Consider the following 19,264-nt stretch of genomic DNA (forward strand, 5'->3'; position numbering starts at 1 on the left):
GCCGTTACCGGCGCGGAAGCCGCATTCTGCCCCAAAGTAGCGGCGCGGGCAGCATGTGCATCATGCGCCGAAAAGCGGCTGCTGTTGCCGGTCTGGTGCGACAGCCAGCATGCGATCGGCCGGAAAGTCCCGCAGATAGCCGCGCGCCTGCGCCGGATCGGCACAGTTCAGCCAGAGGTCGTAGTCAGCCTCGGGCACGATGACGAGCGAGCGCTTTTCATCATCGGGCCTGTGCATGCGTCGCATCAGCGCGTGCTGGTCGGCGTTGATGGTCAATTGGGTAAAGCTGAAGGTGTAGGCGCCGTTTTCCGCTTTCCAGGGGCGCCAAAGGCCCGCGACGGCAAACGGCGCGCCGTCGGCCATGCCGATCCGCATCCGCTCGGCCTTGCCGCTTTCGTAGCAGGGTTCGAAAAACGCGGTCATCGGCACCAGGCAGCGATAGCCTTTCAGCCAGGCCGTCCGGTACGAGCGCTTGCTGTCGACGGTTTCTGACCGCGCATTCATGGTGCTGAACGGTTTGGTGCCGGGCGGGATTTTTTGCTTGGGAACCATGCCGTAACTCGCCAGCAGCGCCTGCCGCCGGCCGCTTTCATCGTGAATGATGATCGGCGCCAGATAGTCCTGCCAGACTTCATCTTTCCAGTCACCAAGCGGATCGGGTGTATGGAAGTGGCCGGGCAAGACGGTCGGCGGCGTGGGGGTGAAGTTGACACACATCGTGGCGTGGATTCTGGTGTGAACGAGATTGCGAGTTGATGCGGGCTGCCTTGCAGGCGTGCTTGCCTTATGGGTTTCGTCATTTCCTGCCAAGCGAATGTATGTACGGCCCGCGCCGCTGGCAAGGCGACGATTTCCCGGTGACGAGGTCGACGAGTCTTGAGGCGATGGCAGCCCGTCCGGTTCATTATCGTCGTTCTGCACGACGGAAACACGGCCTGGCATGGGCTAATGTTCATCGTCGTCCGTATGGACGCGGCATCCGGACTTGTTTGCGGTTTGGTTTTGCATTGTCGGGACGGAGTGAGGCGTGGGCGCAGAGAGCCTGGAAGGACTCTCCTTACTCAATGCTGCCGCTGGCGTGTGCCTTGATCCAGGCGTGGAGGCATGGTTTGCGAGGAAACAATGGAAAAACTCGAATTGCCTGAAGGGCTTTCTGCATCAGCCTTGATCGATCAAAGGATTGCCACGCTCGGGGACTGGCGCGGCGAGACCCTGGCACATATACGCGAGCTTATTCTGCTGGCGGCCCCGGACATCGTCGAGGAGTGGAAGTGGATGGGGACGCCTGTGTGGTCGCATGACGGTGTCGTCTGCACCGGCGAGTCGTACAAATCGATCGTGAAACTGACTTTCGCCAAAGGGGCCGCGCTGGACGATCCGGCTGGATTGTTCAACGCGAGCCTCGATGGGAAAGTGAGGCGCGCGATCGACCTTCATGAGGGCGAGGTCGTCGATACGGCCGCATTTACTGCCCTTGTTCGCAGTGCGGTTGCACTCAATGCAGCAGCTAAAAACGCCAAGGGAAAGCGGAAGTAGGGGCAAGTGTCGGTCTGATTTTTGGGGGCGGCTGGGCTGAGAGGATGGGGCGGTCCGGCTCTGGCGAGCATCCCAGAGCAGAGCGATACGTAGGCACCCGATCGGTCAACGCCGCTGGCGCGGCTTCCGTTCCGAGTGCGGGGCCGGATGGTCAGCTTGTCAAATGCCCGAGAGGCGAAGCCTGTGGCGGCTATGACTGATGGTCGATTGTGTTGCGCACCGCATTGCGGTGCTGGTGCAAGGCGGGCAGAAACTCGCGGATCGGCATCGGCCGGCCGAAGAGGTAACCCTGCAGGTAGCGTACGTTCAGCGCCCGCAGGTAGTCGCGCTGTGCTGCGGTTTCGACACCCTCGGCAACCAGATCAATGTCGAGCCGGATGGCGAGCTCGACCAGTGTGTCGAGCAAATGGGCGGACAGTGTGTCTGCGCCGATGCGCTTGACGAAGCTCTGGTCGATTTTCAGTGCATTGACGGTGAAACGCTGCAGGTAGTTGAGGCTGGCATGGCCGATACCGAAGTCGTCGATCGCTACCTTCACGCCGATCGCGTCGAGCTGCTGGAACAGAAGATCGGTGTCTTCGGTCGGTTCGATCAGTTCGCGCTCGGTCAGCTCGAGCCACAGTTCGACTGTTCCGGGCGGGAATGCGGCGAGGAAGTCACGGCAGTCGCCGAGCAGCTGGGGGTCATGGCAGTGGGCGGCGCTGATGTTGAATCCGATGTGGCAGCGCGGCGGCAACTCGGCCGCGTGCGGTGCCAATACGCTGGCTACCTGCTGCATTAGATCACGCGTCATCGGCAGGATCAGCCCCGTCCGTTCGGCCATTGGAATGAACAGGTCGGGCCGGATCAGTCCTTCGCCGGGCAAGTGCCAGCGCATCAGCACTTCGGCGCCGATCCAACCGCCGTCGCGGGCATCGACGATCGGCTGAAGGAAAGGCTCGAACTGCTTCGCCTCGAGTGCGCGTCGCAATATGGTGCGTGGCGAACTGGGGCGACCGAGAAGGCGGTAGCAAATCAGCCCGGAGAACAATCCGCCTGCCAGGGCCAGAGCCAGAAACGGAAGGGTGTAGCTGAGTAGGTGATTTTTGATCGATCCTGCCCGTGCACCGGCAATGACCGTATAAGGATGGCTGCTGGAAGTACGCTGGGCGAACGCCTCGCTGAGTGCTGGAATCGGCGTATTGCTGACGCGACCGTCGAGACCCATTCGCAAATCACCGACCTTCAAATAAAGGTCGTCTTCCTGTACTGCCAATTGCAGTACGGCGAGTAGATAGCGGCCGTCAACCACCGCAAGCGCCGAGCCGGCAGGGTTGGCGTGGCGAGTCACGAGCAACGGGACGTTTGGGGTGGCGAAATTGCCCGTCATCAGGCGCAGTCTGCCATCGATGAAGGTCGGCGTTTCCAGATCCATGCTGATAGGCCCAACCAGCGACGCACAGTACAGCCGACCGCCCCGAGCCAGATTGATCGATCGGACATAGGGATTCGTAGCAGCTTGCCACTGCAGAACATGCCGGGTTGTCATGTCACAGGATTTGCCGATCATGTTCTGGACGGCTTCGGCAGCCAGTTTGCTGCTGTCCAGAATCAGATCCAGTCGCTCGATCGTCTGCGCAACCGAGCGGTCTGCCTGCCGTTGCAGCTGCCACTGCGCCTGAAAGACGCCTATTCCAATGCCGAAGATCGGGAGTGGCAATGCAACGAGCACCGACATCAATACACGCGACCAAGCCCAGCCGCGACCCGGTCCTGCTTGAGGGAGTCCGCTACCGGTGCTCGTGGAGTTTCGAAACAGCAGCAAGGCGAGGCGTCGTGGCATGAAGGGCGATGAACCGGGCCGGGTTTGTGCTTTTATCGTAGGTAAAAGAAACCACCTCGGGACTTTGGATGCTCCGGTGGTCAAGGCCAGGACCTGTGCATTGCCATCAAATTGCGCAACGTACGGCCGATCACACAGCCTTGTGCGCTAGGACAGGGAGCGAAGCGTAGCGCTATTTCGTTTGAATTCGTTGCGAATTTTGTTCGATTGACTTGGTGGGGAAAAAGTTCGAGTACAACTGAAATACCTAAGGCCGCCGAGCGTTGACTGTGTTTTGGAGCCGGCGACGGGAATCGAACCCGTAAAAAATCTAGCAGCAATACGGGTCATAGTAAAATTGCGGACCAAATGCCGGCAAGACTATAGCTACCAGCTGTTTCTTGGTGTGGATAGTGATATGTGTGTTCAACATTAATGCTTGAATCTAATTTCTGGTTCGGTTTTGGTGGCTCATTGCTGACTTTCTGGTATTTTTTATAAGCGCCAACTGCTCGTATTTGTCCCAAGCGACGGCGATTTACCAAGCTTCTCATTGATTTTCGGTATGTTGGAAGCATTTCTCCTTGGAAAAGAAATGTCCATTTTCTTGTTGTACACGATTGATTGTCCGAATTGGTCAATTGTAGGAGGCTGCATTTTGCCATTGAGTGTGGTGCCTAGTTTCGCCCTCGTGCTTCTTGAAACTCGCTCGTTTTCTTTCTACGTGAGCGTGCTACTTGGGCAACCGGGGAGTATCCGTCGGTCGGGTTCGGGGTAGGCGGTTCGTGCACCTCTAAATTTTTCCGCTGGATGTGCACCTCTGTGGTGTAAAGTGGTGCATGGAGGTGCAACTGTGACTACAGCTAGCAAAAAAACGAAGGCAAGTGACGAGGCAAGAATGCCACGTGCATCGATCAGCTTCCCGCCTGAGCTGTACGCAACGCTGGAACGCATTGCCAAGGAAAAGAAGGTTTCCGTGGCTTGGGTCGTGCGCGAAGCCGCAGAGAAGTATGTCGGCGATCAGTGGCCGCTTTTTGCAGGGAATGAGCAGGGCCGATGAATGGATACCCTCTCCTCGGCGGAGCGTTCGGCACGAATGGCACTAGTGCGCGCCAAGAATACCAAGCCGGAACTGTTGGTGCGCCGCTTGGTGCATGGCATGGGCTACCGCTTCCGACTGCATCGTCGTGACCTGCCTGGTACGCCTGACTTGGTATTCCCGGGTTTGGGTAAGGTCATCTTCGTGCATGGTTGCTTCTGGCATCGGCATGTGGGTTGCGCACTCGCCCGCTTGCCGAAGTCGCGCGTCGATTTCTGGTTGCCCAAATTAACTGCGAATGCTGAACGCGACGCGCGCAATGTGCGCGCATTGCGCCGGCTCGGGTGGGGCGTATTGACTTTATGGGAATGCCAGTTGGGAAACACCGTCAAGTTGGCGAACAAAATTAGGAGATTTCTCGATGCGCAGCGTTGAACTATTCGCTGGGGCCGGCGGGCTCGCCATGGGGATGGGAAGGGCGGGATTTAATCATGCTGCTGTCATTGAATGGAATCATGACTCATGCGAAACCTTTCGCTTTAACCAGCAGAATCAAGCGCATGATGTGGAGCGGTGGCCCGTGTACGAGGGCGACGCGCGCGCGTTCGACTACGGCATCATTGATGGCGACGTGATGGTAGTGTCGGGCGGGCCACCCTGCCAGCCATTCTCCATGGGTGGAAAGCATCGAGGCCACATGGATGAGCGGGATATGTTCCCCCAAGCGGTCCGTGCTGTGCGCGAGTTGAACCCCAAGGCATTCATCTTCGAGAACGTGAAAGGCTTGTTGCGCCAATCGTTCGCGTCGTACTTTGAGTACGTCCACCTGCAACTTGCACACCCTGACTTGATGCGCAAGAATGGCGAAACGTGGGAGGGGCATTGTGCGCGGCTGGAGCGCCATCACACGAGCAATCAAACGGCTGCTCGCTACAACGTGGTGTACCGCCTACTAAATGCCGCGAACTATGGTGTACCGCAGCGGCGCGAGCGTGTTTTCCTAGTCGGCTTCCGTTCAGACCTTGGTGTCGAATGGTCGTTCCCCGAGGCTACGCATTGCGAGGACGCATTGTTGCGCGACCAATGGATCACGGGTGACTACTGGGAACGACATCGTGTAGCCAAGCGAAATCGCCCGATCATGTCGCCTAGACTGGAGCGCCGTGTCGCGCGGCTGCGCGACGAGGATATGTTCATGGGGTTGCCTTGGGTCACCGTGCGAGATGCGATTTCCGATTTGCCTGATCCAGAGAGGTTCCTCCAGAGCGGTATTCCCAATCATATTTTCAACCCTGGGGCGCGCAGCTACCCCGGACACACGGGAAGTCCATTGGACGAGCCCGCTAAGACCTTGAAGGCGGGCGACCATGGCGTGCCGGGTGGAGAAAATATGCTGCTGCGACCGGATGGGTCGATTCGCTACTTCACAGTGCGCGAAGCCGCGCGCCTTCAAACCTTTCCAGACGACTACGTCTTCCGTGGCTCCTGGACGGAGACTATGCGCCAACTCGGAAATGCTGTGCCGGTCCGCTTGGGGGAGGTCATGGCGCAATCCGTGGCGGATACTCTGAATGCAGTAGCCCGCACGCAGCCCAGCGTCGTGCGCGCTGCCTGATTGGATGTTCGCCTGTACTTCCAACGCATCGTTAACACGGGGCATGCGACGAGCGAACGCGTAGGTATTTACCCCTCCTCGCAAGCTCGGAGCGCCAAATCTAAAGAGCCGAACATGACAGCCACCACTGGCGCGACGACTGACTTTGATCTAACCCCTGATCCTCGGGTGCTGCAGATGCTGGGCGAGATCAATCTCGCCCAGTGGCGTTGCCTCGCTGAACTCGTCGATAACAGTATCGACGGGTTCATGAGCGCGGAACGATTGGGTGACTCCATCACCAATCCGGAAGTCGTGATTACGGTGCCGCGGACGGACACGGCAGCTGCCAGGGTATCCGTTCGCGACAACGGGCCAGGTATGTCTTCTGAAACGCTCGAACATGCCGTGCGCGCAGGCTGGTCGGGTAACAGCCCTGTTGGAAGTCTTGGCCTGTTTGGTATGGGCTTTAATATCGCAACGGCCCGCCTCGGCCTAGTGACAGAGGTTTGGACTTCGCGCGTTGGCGACCCGCATGAAATAGGCGTGCGCATCGACCTCGACGAACTGAAGGCGCAGCGAAATTTTCGTGTTGCACGGCAGACCCGACCAAAAGCAGACCACGCCGCGCATGGCACCGAAATTGTTATCTCCAAGTTGAAGCCAGAGCAGCGCGCATGGCTGGCACGTGGCCAAAACACAACGACTATGCGGAAGCACCTTGCCAAGGCCTACTCCGCTTTGCTGTCTCCAGAGCGTGGCAACGCCGTATTCCGGCTTGACCTCAATGGCACGCGCATTCAGGCACGACGTCATTGCACTTGGAATCCTGAGCGCCATGTCGAGAGTCCCGTCGGTACAGTTCATGCGGTCGAACGCTTCAATGTTGCGTTACCCTCCCGCCGCTACTGCACCTTTTGCATGCAGACATTGGCAGACGGAGAGGCGGTGTGTCCTACGGGGAGCAGTTCTTGCAGCGTGGGCACGCTGGAACGGCGCGTGCGCGGTTGGGTTGGTATTCAACGCTACCTGCACGATACCGATTTCGGCATCGACATCATTCGCAATGGCCGCAAGATCGAGTTGGGCATCAAGGACTTGTTCGAGTGGCGGGAGGGCGAAAGCTCGGAGATAGAGTATCCAACTGACGATCAACGCAAACGCGGCCGGTTCGTTGGCGAGATCCATCTCGACCATTGCCGCGTGAGCTACACCAAGGATCGGTTCGAACGTGACGATCCGGCTTGGGGTGAGATGGTGCGCTTGGTGCGTGGCGATGGTCCGCTGCAACCACTAAAGGCCAAAACGCTCGGTTACGGCGCCAACAACAGCCCGCTATTCCGGCTGTTCCAGGCTTTTCGGCGTACGTCTCCGCAAGGGAAGAACGGTCTATGGTCACGCATCCTTGTTGTAAAGGATAACGAGCGCGCGCTAGAAATGGCGGGCTTGTTTGAGAGCAATGATACTGATTATCTCGGCGACGAGCGCTGGTGGCAGTTGATCGAGGAGCAGGACGCTACCGTCCTCGGTACTCCGTCTCCCGTCATGCCCGGTGGCCCTGCCGTTCCAGTGCACGGTGACATCCCCTTAGGCTTTCTTGACGACAATTTCGGCGGTAGCAGAGCGGCACTTGACTCGCCGTCGCCGGGTACGACCATTTCGCCGCCGCCCGCGCCCGATCGCAAGCCCATCTTCGAGCTAACGCGAAAATATGTTCACCCGACCTATCGAGTCGAATACGACGTGCAGGGCTATGCGGTCAGCGCTAGTGACCCGGGCCTTAGCTCTGGCCATCCCTGGGCCCTGCCACTCGTCGATGTCGCAACGCGCACCTATGCATTCTTGACCGACACAGCGCACGACCTGTATCGATCGACCACGATGACTCCCCTCGACGCATTGCTGATCGAGCTGTCGCACCGCACGATGGATTTTTTGCGGCAGACGGCGGCGGACGTGACTTTCGCTTCGATTCTGGCCGATTTCCGCCGCGAATACTGCGCCGACACGCGGCTTGATGCTGGGGAAATTATTGTCGAGGCGGCGTCCACATTGACGCAGATTGCGGCTTCGCTGCAAGGCAAGGTCACGAACAGTGAAGGGATGATACTGCACGACGAACTGAGTGCTCCCGCCCGGGAGGCCATCGGTCGCAGAATGGTGGCGCGTGGAGTGGCTGCGCCGCGCGAAGCGATTGCCTCCGGCTCGTTCCTCAACTATGCCGACCCGCAAACGATTTGGGACTTCTTCGTCAAGCATCCGGAGCTGTTCCTCGACGGCAAGTATTGGGACGATCCATTCGTCGCGCTTGACTATGGATCGCCCGAGGTTACCGAGGAAGCTCGTCGTGTCGTGCGTGCACGCTACGACGGGTACTTCGCAGATGCGGTATGGCTCGCGAGCCAGTCCCCGAGGGACCTTGAGCGAAACGGGCGCGACGCTCTGATCCGAGCAAGTCTGTCCTTGAAGCTTCTCCGTCCCGATATGGCGGAATGAAATGGAGATGTTCCTTGACAGGCGTCGACTGCTGAATGGGCCGTGGCAAGCGTTTGAGCGCGATGTCGCACGGCTATTGGTGGCGAACGGGTTCGAGGACGTACGCGTGGTTGGCGGCAGCGGCGACAATGGTGCGGATGTTTTGGGTGTGAAGGCCGACAAGCTTTGGGTATTCCAGTGCAAATTCGTGTCGAACCAATACCCAACGCCGGACGCCGTTGACGAGGTGGTCGGTGCCGCTCGCTTCTATGAGGCGGACCGCATGGTCGTCGCAGCGTCCCGAGCCTTCGGGCCGGCAACCTTCGCCGCAGTCAAGAAGTGGGCCGCGCTCGGCATCAATGTCGAATTGCTGTCCGCAGCTACTCTGATTGAGATGGCCGTTCGCTCACCTGAGTATCCGCGTGCGAGGCGCCAACTTCGGCCGTATCAGGCGGATGCTGCCGAGCAGTTCATGGGAGCGCTCCGCGAAACCGGCAAGGGGCAGGTGGTCTTGGCCACCGGACTAGGCAAGACCGTAGTTATGGCAGAGGTGGTGTCACAGCTCTATCGGGAGGGGGCTATCCCGGATGGTAAGGTGCTTGTGATGGCCGGTACACGCGAACTGGTTGACCAGCTCCAACGGTCCTTTTGGGATCAGTTGCCGAAATCGGTTTCGACGCATCGTCTGATGGGGGGAGAGGTGCCGTCCTATTGGGACGGCATTACATTCGCGACGGTACAGAGTGTGATGTCGCGCCTCGACGACCTGCCTAGGTTTGGCCTTGTTCTGATTGACGAGGCCCACCACATCGGTTCCGAGAGCTTCCGAACGGTTGTTAAGGCACTGAACGCTCCAATGCTGGGGGGGGTGACTGCGACTCCATGGCGCGGAGACGGATACGATATCGATCAAGTTCTCGGGCAACCGGTCGTGCGAATGGGGATCGCCGAAGGACTTCGGAACGGCTTTTTATGCGAGGCTGACTATCGCCTGCTGGCCGATAACGTTGATTGGGCATTCGTGCGCGAACACTCAGTCCATAATTATTCTCTGCCACAACTAAACCGAAAGCTCCTCATTCCGACGCGGGACGAGGAGGCAGCGAAAATAATCCGTGAGTCGTTCACCGCCGAGCGACGTCGGGCCGGCGTCGTCTTCTGTTCTACTGTGGTCCATGCGCGAGCCTTCGCAGCCACGCTGCGGCTGTTTGGATTCCGCGCCGAGGCTATTACCGGCGACATGTTGCCCAGGACGCGCGACAAGACCATGGAGGCGTTCCGGCGAGGCAATCTCGACATCGTGACTACGCGCGACCTGTTCAACGAAGGGGTGGATGTTCCCGACGTTGACATGATTGCGTTCATGCGTGTGACCCATAGCCGCCGCATCTTCGTCCAGCAGTTGGGCCGCGGACTGCGCCTGAGCCCGGGAAAGGACAAGGTCGTAGTGCTGGACTTCGTGAGCGACCTGCGGCGTATCGCCGAGGTTATGGAGCTTGAACGTGCCGCGAAGGGCGATGTTGAGACAATGCGTCTCAGCGGTCGTTTCGTGCAGTTTCGCGACATCGGCGCGAGTAGTGTCATGCTTAGTTGGATGAAGGATCAGGCGGATCTGTTTAGCCGCGAGGATGATCCGACCCTGGAGTTACCCCAGTTTGATTTTCCACCGACCAGCCCGCGAAGGGATGTGCAATGAAGTTGCCGGACGACGTACGCGACCGCATCCGCGATCTACTGTGGGAGCGAGCCAACGACTTGGGCTGGTCGGGACTTCCCGATGCGGAGCGGTCACGCTGCTACGAGCATTGGACCCGTGAATCGGCTATTGGAGGGACGCTCGGGCACTACATGGACCCGCGCAAGGTCCGCGTATACATAAAAGATTCGCTGCTTAAGCCTTACGAACGCGCGCGCGTTTCGGACTCTGAGCAGGATATCCTCACGGTTTTGGATGTTGACCCCACGCTTGAAGTCGTGCATCGCTACATCAAGCCCCACGGCCTGCATTTCATTAGCGGTCAGGTTGTCGCGTGGGGTAAGAGCCGGGACTGGAAGCTGCTCTTGATGGCTCTGTATGAGCGAACAGCCCTGAGCTCGGGCGCATCTCCGTTTGGCGCGGTGCTACTCGAAAGCGGCAACACGGCCGACGATAGTAGGCGCACCCTAGTACGAGGAGCGGCCATGCGACTTGGTTTGAAGCGTGTTGAATGGATCGACTGACGCAGTTGGAGTGACATCAATGAAAACAACATTTGTCGGTTGGTATCCGAAGTCTCCCGCGCAACTCAAGGCGCTCTGGGATACCGCACTGATCGTCCCCGATACGAACATTCTTCTTCACTTGCTTCGCCACTCCGCCGAGGTACGGAGCCAGCTGATGGACGTTTTTGAGCGCAAGAAGGAGTCTCTGTGGATTCCGTATCAAGTTGGGATGGAGTTCCAGCGCCGCAGGCTTGACGTTCAGCAACAGGCTTTTGATGCCTATGACCGAGTCGGGGCCGATCTAGCCAAATTCGTCAATCAGGCTAAGGACGCACTGAACCAGTATCGCGCGCACCCGGTGATCGACATCGAGCGCGAATTGTCGGTGCTTGACATGTTCCAAGGTGACTTCCAGCAGCGTCTCGCGACAGCCAAGGCCCAACACCCCACGGAGGAGTTCAACGTGAGCTTTGCCAAGGTGACCGAGCTGTTCGCCGGAAGGGTAGGAATGAAGCCAGCGGTCGAGCGTATCGCGGCGATACACAAGGAAGGTAACGATCGATATGCGAAGAAAATACCGCCCGGTTTCGAGGACGCAAAGAAGGCGGCAGAAGGGGGGGATAAGTTTGGCGACCTAGTGATCTGGATGGAAGTGATCGAGAAGGCTAAGGCGGACAAGAGACCGATTATCTTCGTAACCGATGACGGAAAGTCGGATTGGTGGCATATCCACCGCGGCAAAAAGATAGGACCGCACCCTTCGCTTATCGAGGAGTTGCTCGAGACGACAGGGCAGGAGTTTCATATCTACGAATTGCTTCAATTCCTCCGTTATGCAGCGGACACTGGATCGGGGATTCAGGAGACATCGGTTCAGAAGATTGCGGAAACTATTGCTGCAGAGTCTGAGAGGGAGGCGCCTAACGCTGCGGCTGAGCGTGCGAAGTCGCAACGGATGCTAAGGTCTGAGCTGCACAGTAAGGAAGCAGAACTAGATGGTCTGATTAAGTCCCTCATTGACTTCCCGCCAACTCCGCAGCTAGTGGCATCAGGTGAGGATGCCAAGTATGCGTTGAAATCGCGTATTGCTGAACTAACCGAAATTGTAAGCATTGTCCGCAGGCAATTGGCGGAGCTTGAAGACGTTTCAGGCCCCTAATATCTGGACTCTAGCTTTGGTTGCGCAAGTAGTGTGACGTCCAATCGTCCGAGCAGATGGTGCTCCGTTTGAGTTCGTTTGAGTTCGTTTGAGTTCGTTTGAGTCTGTAAGAGGAAAGCGATTTGAGTCAAGAACCATATAACCCACTGGCAAAGTCTAACCTTGGCGAAAGTGTCGCTGAAGCTCTGTTGCGCGTACCAGTGCGGCCACTGAATGACATTAAGCACTTGGTTGGCGCCGGGGTCTACGCCATCTACTACACCGGTGAATTCGCGGCCTATGTGCCTATCGCGAGCCGCAATCGTGATGCTCTTTTCTTGCTGCCGATATATGTAGGCAAGGCAGTGCCGAAGGGGGCCCGTAAAGGGGGGCTCGGTTTTGACGCGAGCAAGGGCTACGCTCTGCGTAATCGGCTGAAGCAGCACGCATCCTCGATTAGTGAAGCACACAATCTCGACCTTATCGATTTTCACTATCGTGCCCTTACGGTTGATGACGTCTGGATTCCCTTGGGGGAGAACGTAGTCATTGAAAAGTATCAGCCACTTTGGAACAGAGTGATCGACGGCTTCGGCAACAAAACCCCAGGCAGGAGGCGCGCGACGCAGATGCGTTCGTCGTGGGATGTGCTGCACCCCGGTCGCAAGTTCGTCGATGCTCTTGACTTAGCTGCTAACCCGTTTTCAACCGAAGAAATAGTGAAAAAAGTGGCTGACTTTTTCGAAGGCAATCTTCCGGACGCAGAAAAAATCTCTTCCGAGAACGAAGATGAGGACGAAGACGACCTCTAACAGCCAGTAAGCATTGTTTGAAGCCAGCCCCGCGATTTCATGTCCATGGGAATGATTGGGGGCGGCGTCGACTACGCTCAGGTATTTGGCGGTAACACCTTCAACGTAGTCGCTGATTCGGTCACAGAGCATGGCAGGGGGCTCAGGCCGTTGGCATCAAGTTGGGCCGAGCCGGTGTCCGACTTCAGCCAGCCGCACACGAGATTAAATACGTTTTCAGCATATTCAGGTTGAAGCTTACGTGTTGCGCACTCCCAGATTACCAGTACCCGCCAACCTTTCTCAATAAGCAAGTGCTGTTGTTTGGAATCCCGGACACAGTTGGCTGTTATTTTGGATGCCCAAAAGTCGGTGCGGGTCCCGGGAAGTCGGAAGTGCTTGCAGCCTGGGTGGCCGTGCCAGAAGCAGCCGTGCACGAACAGCACGGCCTTGTAGCGGGGGAAAACCAGATCCGGTTTGCCGGGCAGGTCGGGCGCATGCAGCCGGTAACGAAAGCCTCGCGCGTGCAGGGCCTTGCGGATCAGCATCTCGGGCTTGGTGTTCTTGCCCCGGATGCCGGACATCATCCGGCTGCGGGTAGCCTGATCGACGATGTCCGTCATGATGCGCGGCGCTAGAGCGGCAGCTCCGGCTGCAGGTCGTTCACCAGGAACTGGCGCATCAGCCGGGCCGTGTGAGCCATGACGTTGACCACGACCGAGTTGCCGAACTGTTTGTAGGCACGGGTATCCGAGACTGGAATACGGAAGGTGTCGTCGAAGCCCATGAGGCGGGCGCATTCACGCGGCGTAAGCCGGCGCGGATTTTTGCCTTCACCCTGGTACACCAGGATCTCCGAACCGTCCTTGTAGTACCGGGCGGAGAGGGTGCGAGTCACACTGTCCGGCCCGACCAGACCGAAGCCGAAGCCGTTGCCCTTTGCACGATGCTTTTCGGCATAGCCCTGCAAGTAGGCCCAGAGTTTGGGCGTGAGCGTGTACTTGTCGGGCACTTTGTTGTTGGCACGGTCGAAGAATCGGTCGCCATCCCAGGACAGTACCGGCTCGCTGCCATCGGTCTTGTGCAGGATGTCCTTGAGGGTCGTCGAACCCTTGGGGGGCAGGGGAATGGCATCCCATGCGAACGCGACTGGCTCGCGGAAGCCGACAATCAGGATCCGCTCGCGGTGTTGCGGCGTGAAATGGGCACCGTCGATGACGCGATAGTGGATGTGGTAGCCGAGCTCCTCGGTGAGCGTCCGGCGAATAACGTCGAACGTCCTGCCTTTGTCATGCGACAGCAGATTCTTGACGTTCTCGAGCAGGAAGGCGCGCGGCTGCTTGTCCTTGATGATGCGCGCCACGTCGAAGAACAGCGTGCCCTGCGTTTCATCCTCGAAACCGTGCGCCCGGCCGAGCGCGTTCTTCTTCGACACGCCGGCGATGGAGAATGGCTGGCAGGGGAAGCCGGCCAGCAGTACATCGTGGTTCGGAATGTCCCCGGCGGCTACCCGCGTGATGTCGCCATTCAGTTCGTGGCCATCGCCGCGGTAGTTTTCGGCATAGGTCTTCTGGGCGTAGCTGTCCCATTCGCTGGTGAATACGCAGCGGCCGCCGACCCGCTCGAAGGCCTGCCGGATGCCGCCGATGCCGGCAAACAGGTCGATGAAGCGGAAATCCGATGTGTCGTCATCCTCGAACGGCAACACCGGGGGCAGCAGCTGCTTGAGCGCGTGCTTCACGTACTTGGGTGGTTCGCTCTCGCCGTTTTCCCAGCGACGGATGGTGCGGACATCGGCATCTAGCGCCTTGGCCAGTTCGACCTGGGATTTCTGCTTGCGCAGGATCCGGAGCATGGCCTGGATACTGTCGAGGTCGGGAGCATTCATGAGTCGGTTCTCTGGGTGAAAAAGCGGACATTTCGTCCTTGTTCGTTGCCGGATTATATTGGTGAACGAACGTTCTTTTCAGGGGTTTTAGGCGCCGCATTTTTGTCAGGTCGGTCGACTGGATGTAGGCCAGTTTTTTGGGTGGGGCTATGCAGGGCGTTCCTTGCTCGTGGGTTCGGGAGGCCATTTCATTGATGCGACTATGACGGGTGCAGATACTTCAAGCTGGGCCGCTGGGTCTGGCATTTCGCTTATGGTACTCGTCTGGCCGTACCTCTCGTGCTAGTTCGAGTTGTCCCAGATTTTGGTATTGAGGTGTGCCGGGTAAGGTTCATTAACGCACGCCTCGGTTTTTATAGTGAATTTAGTAAGAATTTGCGACGTTGGGTGTGCGATGTCCGTATAATTAACAAAGTGCTTGTTCGTTGAGTGTTGTGCGCATGGATGCTAGGCAGCTATTTATGGATGATCGTTTGAAGGGTGTTTGCACATACTGTGACGCAGTCGCAAACTCCCGTGATCATGTCCCTTCAAAAATTCTGTTAGATGAGCCATATCCAGACAATCTCCCAGTTGCTGAGTCATGCGTTAAGTGCAATCAAGGGTTTTCTGCTTCCGAAGAGTATTTCGCCTGCTTACTTGAGTGCGTCATAAACGGCACGACCACGCCAAGCAACAGTTTTAGAGAGAAAATCAGGGCTACGCTGATGGCGAGGCCATTGATTGCGCGAAAAATAGAATGTGGTAAAGATTTGAACTTGGCTGGTCAGTTGTTATGGAAGCCTGATTTTGATCGAGTGAAAGAAGTTGTATTGAAGCTGGCCCGTGGACACATTGCATATGAGCTTGGAGTTCGGCATACAGAAGAGCCCGATTTACTCGAAATAATTCCGATGCCAAGTATGTCAGAGTTCCAAATGGAGTTATTTCTTTCACTCAACTGTAGCCATTTATATCCTGAAATTGGTAGTCGTGCGTTCGTTAATTTGTTTGCTGGTAAGCCTATGGCTTATGAACAGTGGTATACCGTACAAGAAAGTCGCTATAAGTATTCAGTGGGTCAGTCTCGTGGAGACTGGGTAAAAATTGTAATCAGTGATTACCTGGCCTGTCATGTGGCATGGGAATGAGTGTGTGTGGCTCCTCATTTAATTCGTGATGAGTAATGCCTTGTAGTCGATTTAGAGGTCGGTTGTTACTGGTAGGGGGCTGAAATGGTGGTCATCAAAAAACCCAGTGATTGTTCTGATGCAGAATTGCAAAACTTCGCAACTCTTGTCCTTGCTGGTGGTGAGGTGGTGGCGGCGGGTCTTGATATGCTCATTAAGAAGGATGAGGCACTTGTTTTCTTGTTGCAGCACAATTGCCTTAAAGGTGTTGCGGCGATCAAAAAGCCGGGGCGGAATTACAGAAATAAGATCTTTCAAAAAGCAATGACGTCAACCATAGCCAATGAGTTCCAATTCGAGCTTGGCTGGGTATTTGTTCATCCTTCGTCACGTGGTGCCGGATTTTCACATGTACTGGTGAAGGCTGCACTTGGTGCAGCGGGAGGGCGACATACATTTGCAACCTCACGCTCTGACAATGCGCCTATGCACAAGGTTTTAAGTGCCCACGGATTGCTTAGAAGGGGGCAGGAGTATGTCTCCGATCGTGGCAATCAAAATCTTGTTCTGTTCGTAAGTAATGTCATTCGACGAGACTCTCTGGACGGGTCGCCACAAAAGCCCCGTTTTTAAGTTGGTGTCCTCGACGGTTCTAGAGATTTCGGTACCTAAACTGGAAAAAAACATGACTCGAAATTGGTTTCAGGCTGCGGGGGTTGTCTGGGGGGGGCTTATCCGCGCGGCTAGTCAGTCGCGAGTGCTCACATATACCGATGTCGCCAATCAAATCGCTACTAATCCGTTGTCAGTTAGGCATGCACTTGACCCGATCCAGCAGTACTGCATGGACGCAGGCCTTCCGCCTCTCACTGCAATTGTGGTTGGTAAGGGTACTGAATTGCCTGGGACGGGTTTCATCGCGTGGGATGCCGATAATATCAGCTCTGCATACGAGGCCATATTTTCATTCAATTGGGACTCACATGCTAATCCGTTTAGCAGGTTTGGGCCCGAGGACACTCCTGAAACACTCGTTCAGCGGTTACTCAACGAACCATCCTCCGCTCAAGAGGTATATGCAATCGTCCGTGTTCGCGGGATGGCGCAGCGTATTTTTCGGAGCGCTTTAATGAAAGCATATGGCTCTCGCTGTGCGATGTGCGAGTTCAGTTTTCCTGAGGCCCTTGAGGCGGCGCATATAGTGCCGTGGCGCAATGCCACGCAGTGCGAACGGATGAATCTGACGAATGGTGTATTGCTATGTTCGCTACACCATCGGCTATTCGATTCCGGATGCATGACGATAACTCGCTCCCTCCTGGTGTCGTATTGCGACCCCGATTGCAAGGATGGGCCATACTCGAGAGCTGATTTGGCGGTGACGCAGTCACTGCACGGAAGAAAAATCCACTTGCCTAGCAACTGTGCATTATGGCCGAATAGCGAGTTCCTGAGAAGACGTCACGTTGAGCAACATTGGGGAGATTTGCCATGATTAAAAATTTTCTGTCGCCGCACAATGGTTTCATCCACTTCCACTTCCGTTAGTTTAGCCACCAAAGGATCGTGGTCGTGCGCAAGGCTTGATGTGGCGAAAATGCGTTAAATATATTGAAAAACGGGATTTGAATAGCTTGCCGGCGCATGGTGTTTAACGAGAAATGGGCGGGTGGTTTTGAGTGCTTGTTCGGTGATTTTTTGAAGTTGCCTTGGAGCAAATAATCATTGCAACAGCGTGCAGATTTTGTGCGAAAGCAAAGAGGGTGTTAGCAATGGTGCGCTTGTAAATGGTTTTGCGGCGAGCTTAGATGGCCCCACTCGCGAGCAATTCGCTTGCCATTCATCGTGCTCAAACCGGCGATCGAAATCGGTGAGTCGGAGCTTGGCGCTCCGCATGGTCGGCTGGGGCTGATAGGGTCAGCTCCAGCCGTTCGAGCCAAAACGCTCAACAGCCGTTCGTAATAACAGCGTCTTGGCCAAATGTTGCATTTGCCTTCAAGCCTGCCTGTGGAGACGCATCGGGGAGCCAGCGCCCGTAAACCCTGGCGATCATGGTCCAGTCGGCATGCCCCATCTGTACCGCAACCCACATGGGTGCCTCGCCCGCACTGAGCATCATGCTGGCGTAGGTGTGGCGGGTTTGATAAGGGCGACGATACCGAACCCCGGCACGCTCGAGCGCTGGCAACCAAATCGACTTCCGGATGCCATTCGGCCCTTTCCATGGCAGGTTCGATCGCGGGTTAAGCCAGATCAGCCCGCTCGGGTGCAGTAACGAGTGCTCCTTTTGAGCGTCCAGTGCCTGAAGTGCCATGGGCAGCAGCTTGACCTCGCGTGCACCTGCACGCGTTTTCGGTGTTTCAGGCTCCTTTGCGTGGGCGGTCTTCGCCTTGTTGATCCTGGCTACGCTTCGTATCCAGTCGATATCCTTCCACTCCAGTGCAATCAGCTCGCTGGTCCGCAGGCCGGTCCAGAATGCAAACTGCACCAGATTCCGGGCCGCACCTTCCAGATTGGCCAGTATTGAAGTCTGTTCGCTCGACGAAAGCGGGTCGACGTCGTCAATCCGTCGGGGCGCTGTTTTGCGGCGATAGGTCCAGTCATGGAGCGGGTTGCTTTCGATCATCTCGTCGTCGACAGCATCGTTCAGGGCAATCCGTAGCGGGCTGAGCATGTTGGCGATCCGCTTGTTGCCGGCCGTCAGCGTATTGCACCAGTTACGGATTACCGGCCGCTTCAAGTCACTCAAGCGCATTGAACCGAACGCCGGAATCAGATGATTGAAGATAGTCATCCGGTAGTCATGCAGCGTACTTGCTTTGAGCGTCAACGATTGCTGATCAAACCAAGCGCAAAGATAGTCTTCCACCGTTTCGACTTGGCCGAGACGTTCCGCAAACATGCGTGCCCGAGTGGAATCGGGAAAAGTCACCGTGTAGTCGAAAGTGCCCAAGGCGATCGCCTCGAGCACTGCGGCGCGGTGCTGGGCGACCCGCTTCAGATTAGCGGGGGTGGGCTGAAGCTTGATCCGTTCACGACAGCGGACGCCTCGATAGGAGAAGGTGATTTCGATCGACGTTTCACTGACTGCGTTGACGCCCGGCCACTTTCCGCCCATTGGTTGTAACCCTCTATATCGATCAAAATTCGCCCGTCGGGGGCTTTTATCCAGACCTGCGCCATCAGCCATACACCGTTGTGGATCTTCGATCTAATGGCGTACTCGGTGTACCCGGACTCTTTCGAAAACTGCCGTATCGTCTTGAATCTGATGGTCGTCATACGTCGTTCCTCGAAGAGAGCGCCGGACGCCATTGCCATACCTCGCAGGTCGCAGTTTTCAGTTCGCGAGCGACTTGATGGTCGCGTCGGCGATTGCGCAGGACTTCAAGTTCAGAACCCCGTGCGCGAATGATGGCCAGATCATGGGTGTGCAGGCGTGCGGGTGATGCCGACAACAGTGCGTTCGCTCGCCATGGCGTATTCGCCAGCCGTGCGGCTTCTGCATGCGCGTTCATGGCGCACTCTCGGCGCCGATGGTGTTGATGAGGTCCATGACGATCGTCCAGATACCCAGCAGGCTGAATATCGTGATGGCCGCGGTGATCTTGTCGAGTGGGTGGGGCAGGCGTGCTGCACGCGGCACAGATTGTCAGGGCGAGGGCGAAGCATGCTGCGGTGACGATGATTT

The 19,264-nt window shown here is 56.8% G+C and carries 18 protein-coding genes and 1 tRNA gene; 12 read left to right on the forward strand and 7 right to left on the reverse strand.

Annotated features, from left to right (window positions below):
- Positions 1-60 precede the first annotated feature (60 nt).
- Positions 61-921 carry an SOS response-associated peptidase gene (locus JMJ54_RS00235; RefSeq protein WP_308437941.1) on the reverse strand — a complete coding sequence of 287 codons (861 nt, stop codon included), beginning with the start codon at positions 919-921 and terminating at the stop codon, positions 61-63.
- A 201-nt stretch (positions 922-1,122) separates the two neighbouring features.
- Between JMJ54_RS00235 and JMJ54_RS00240 the strand changes: the two genes are divergently transcribed.
- Complete coding sequence (locus JMJ54_RS00240; RefSeq protein WP_203535948.1) at positions 1,123-1,536, forward strand: DUF1801 domain-containing protein; 414 nt, start codon at positions 1,123-1,125, stop codon at positions 1,534-1,536.
- Positions 1,537-1,726: 190 nt separating this feature from the next.
- Here the strand turns inward: JMJ54_RS00240 and JMJ54_RS00245 are convergent, their stop codons facing one another.
- Positions 1,727-3,442 carry an EAL domain-containing protein gene (locus JMJ54_RS00245; protein WP_203535949.1) on the reverse strand — a complete coding sequence of 572 codons (1,716 nt, stop codon included), beginning with the start codon at positions 3,440-3,442 and terminating at the stop codon, positions 1,727-1,729.
- A 191-nt stretch (positions 3,443-3,633) separates the two neighbouring features.
- Positions 3,634-3,714: transfer RNA gene (locus JMJ54_RS00250), tRNA-Ser, on the reverse strand.
- 521 nt (positions 3,715-4,235) lie between these two features.
- Here JMJ54_RS00250 and JMJ54_RS00255 point away from each other — a divergent pair.
- From JMJ54_RS00255 to JMJ54_RS00290, 8 genes are all read left to right on the forward strand, one after another.
- Positions 4,236-4,397 (forward strand): ribbon-helix-helix protein, CopG family, encoded by a 162-nt coding sequence (locus JMJ54_RS00255; protein WP_203535950.1) that lies wholly within the window; start codon positions 4,236-4,238, stop codon positions 4,395-4,397.
- Positions 4,398-4,811, forward strand: a complete 414-nt coding sequence (locus tag JMJ54_RS00260; protein WP_203535951.1) for a very short patch repair endonuclease — start codon at positions 4,398-4,400, stop codon at positions 4,809-4,811.
- Positions 4,798-5,991 (forward strand): DNA cytosine methyltransferase, encoded by a 1,194-nt coding sequence (locus tag JMJ54_RS00265; protein ID WP_203535952.1) that lies wholly within the window; start codon positions 4,798-4,800, stop codon positions 5,989-5,991. The genes JMJ54_RS00260 and JMJ54_RS00265 overlap by 14 nt, the downstream gene beginning before the upstream one ends.
- Positions 5,992-6,105: 114 nt before the next feature.
- Entirely contained in the window at positions 6,106-8,466 is a 2,361-nt protein-coding gene (locus JMJ54_RS00270) for an ATP-binding protein (protein WP_203535953.1), read from the forward strand.
- 1 nt (position 8,467) lies between these two features.
- On the forward strand, positions 8,468-10,141 hold the full coding sequence (locus tag JMJ54_RS00275; protein ID WP_203535954.1) for a DEAD/DEAH box helicase family protein: 1,674 nt from the start codon (positions 8,468-8,470) through the stop codon (positions 10,139-10,141).
- Entirely contained in the window at positions 10,138-10,665 is a 528-nt protein-coding gene (locus tag JMJ54_RS00280) for a hypothetical protein (protein ID WP_203535955.1), read from the forward strand. Before JMJ54_RS00275 ends, JMJ54_RS00280 begins: the two co-directional genes overlap by 4 nt.
- A gap of 19 nt (positions 10,666-10,684) precedes the next feature.
- A complete protein-coding gene (locus JMJ54_RS00285) occupies positions 10,685-11,806 on the forward strand; it encodes a PIN domain-containing protein (protein ID WP_203535956.1) in 1,122 nt (373 codons plus the stop codon).
- Positions 11,807-11,928: 122 nt separating this feature from the next.
- Entirely contained in the window at positions 11,929-12,597 is a 669-nt protein-coding gene (locus tag JMJ54_RS00290; RefSeq protein WP_203535957.1) for an Eco29kI family restriction endonuclease, read from the forward strand.
- A gap of 77 nt (positions 12,598-12,674) precedes the next feature.
- Here JMJ54_RS00290 and JMJ54_RS00295 read toward each other — a convergent pair whose 3' ends face one another.
- Positions 12,675-13,199: a very short patch repair endonuclease gene (locus JMJ54_RS00295; RefSeq protein ID WP_203535958.1), complete on the reverse strand. Its 525-nt coding sequence runs from the start codon at positions 13,197-13,199 to the stop codon at positions 12,675-12,677.
- An 11-nt stretch (positions 13,200-13,210) separates the two neighbouring features.
- Positions 13,211-14,464: a DNA (cytosine-5-)-methyltransferase gene (gene dcm, locus JMJ54_RS00300; RefSeq protein WP_238999814.1), complete on the reverse strand. Its 1,254-nt coding sequence runs from the start codon at positions 14,462-14,464 to the stop codon at positions 13,211-13,213.
- A gap of 461 nt (positions 14,465-14,925) precedes the next feature.
- On the opposite strand from dcm, the gene JMJ54_RS00305 reads away from it, so the two are divergent.
- From JMJ54_RS00305 to JMJ54_RS19585, 3 genes are all read left to right on the forward strand, one after another.
- Positions 14,926-15,594, forward strand: a complete 669-nt coding sequence (locus JMJ54_RS00305; RefSeq protein WP_203535959.1) for a hypothetical protein — start codon at positions 14,926-14,928, stop codon at positions 15,592-15,594.
- Between the two features lie 84 nt (positions 15,595-15,678).
- Complete coding sequence (locus JMJ54_RS00310) at positions 15,679-16,206, forward strand: hypothetical protein (protein WP_203535960.1); 528 nt, start codon at positions 15,679-15,681, stop codon at positions 16,204-16,206.
- Between the two features lie 523 nt (positions 16,207-16,729).
- Complete coding sequence (locus JMJ54_RS19585; protein ID WP_373310130.1) at positions 16,730-17,068, forward strand: HNH endonuclease; 339 nt, start codon at positions 16,730-16,732, stop codon at positions 17,066-17,068.
- Positions 17,069-17,518: 450 nt separating this feature from the next.
- Here the strand turns inward: JMJ54_RS19585 and JMJ54_RS00320 are convergent, their stop codons facing one another.
- Both JMJ54_RS00320 and JMJ54_RS00325 read right to left on the reverse strand, forming a co-directional pair.
- Positions 17,519-18,691, reverse strand: coding sequence for a tyrosine-type recombinase/integrase (locus JMJ54_RS00320; protein WP_203535962.1), 1,173 nt, complete (start codon positions 18,689-18,691; stop codon positions 17,519-17,521).
- A 160-nt stretch (positions 18,692-18,851) separates the two neighbouring features.
- Entirely contained in the window at positions 18,852-19,091 is a 240-nt protein-coding gene (locus JMJ54_RS00325) for a hypothetical protein (protein WP_203535963.1), read from the reverse strand.
- Between the last annotated feature and the right edge of the window lie 173 nt (positions 19,092-19,264).

The sequence above is a fragment of the Jeongeupia naejangsanensis genome (assembly GCF_016865585.1).
In the GTDB taxonomy this organism is placed as follows: Bacteria; Pseudomonadota; Gammaproteobacteria; order Burkholderiales; family Chitinibacteraceae; genus Jeongeupia; species Jeongeupia naejangsanensis.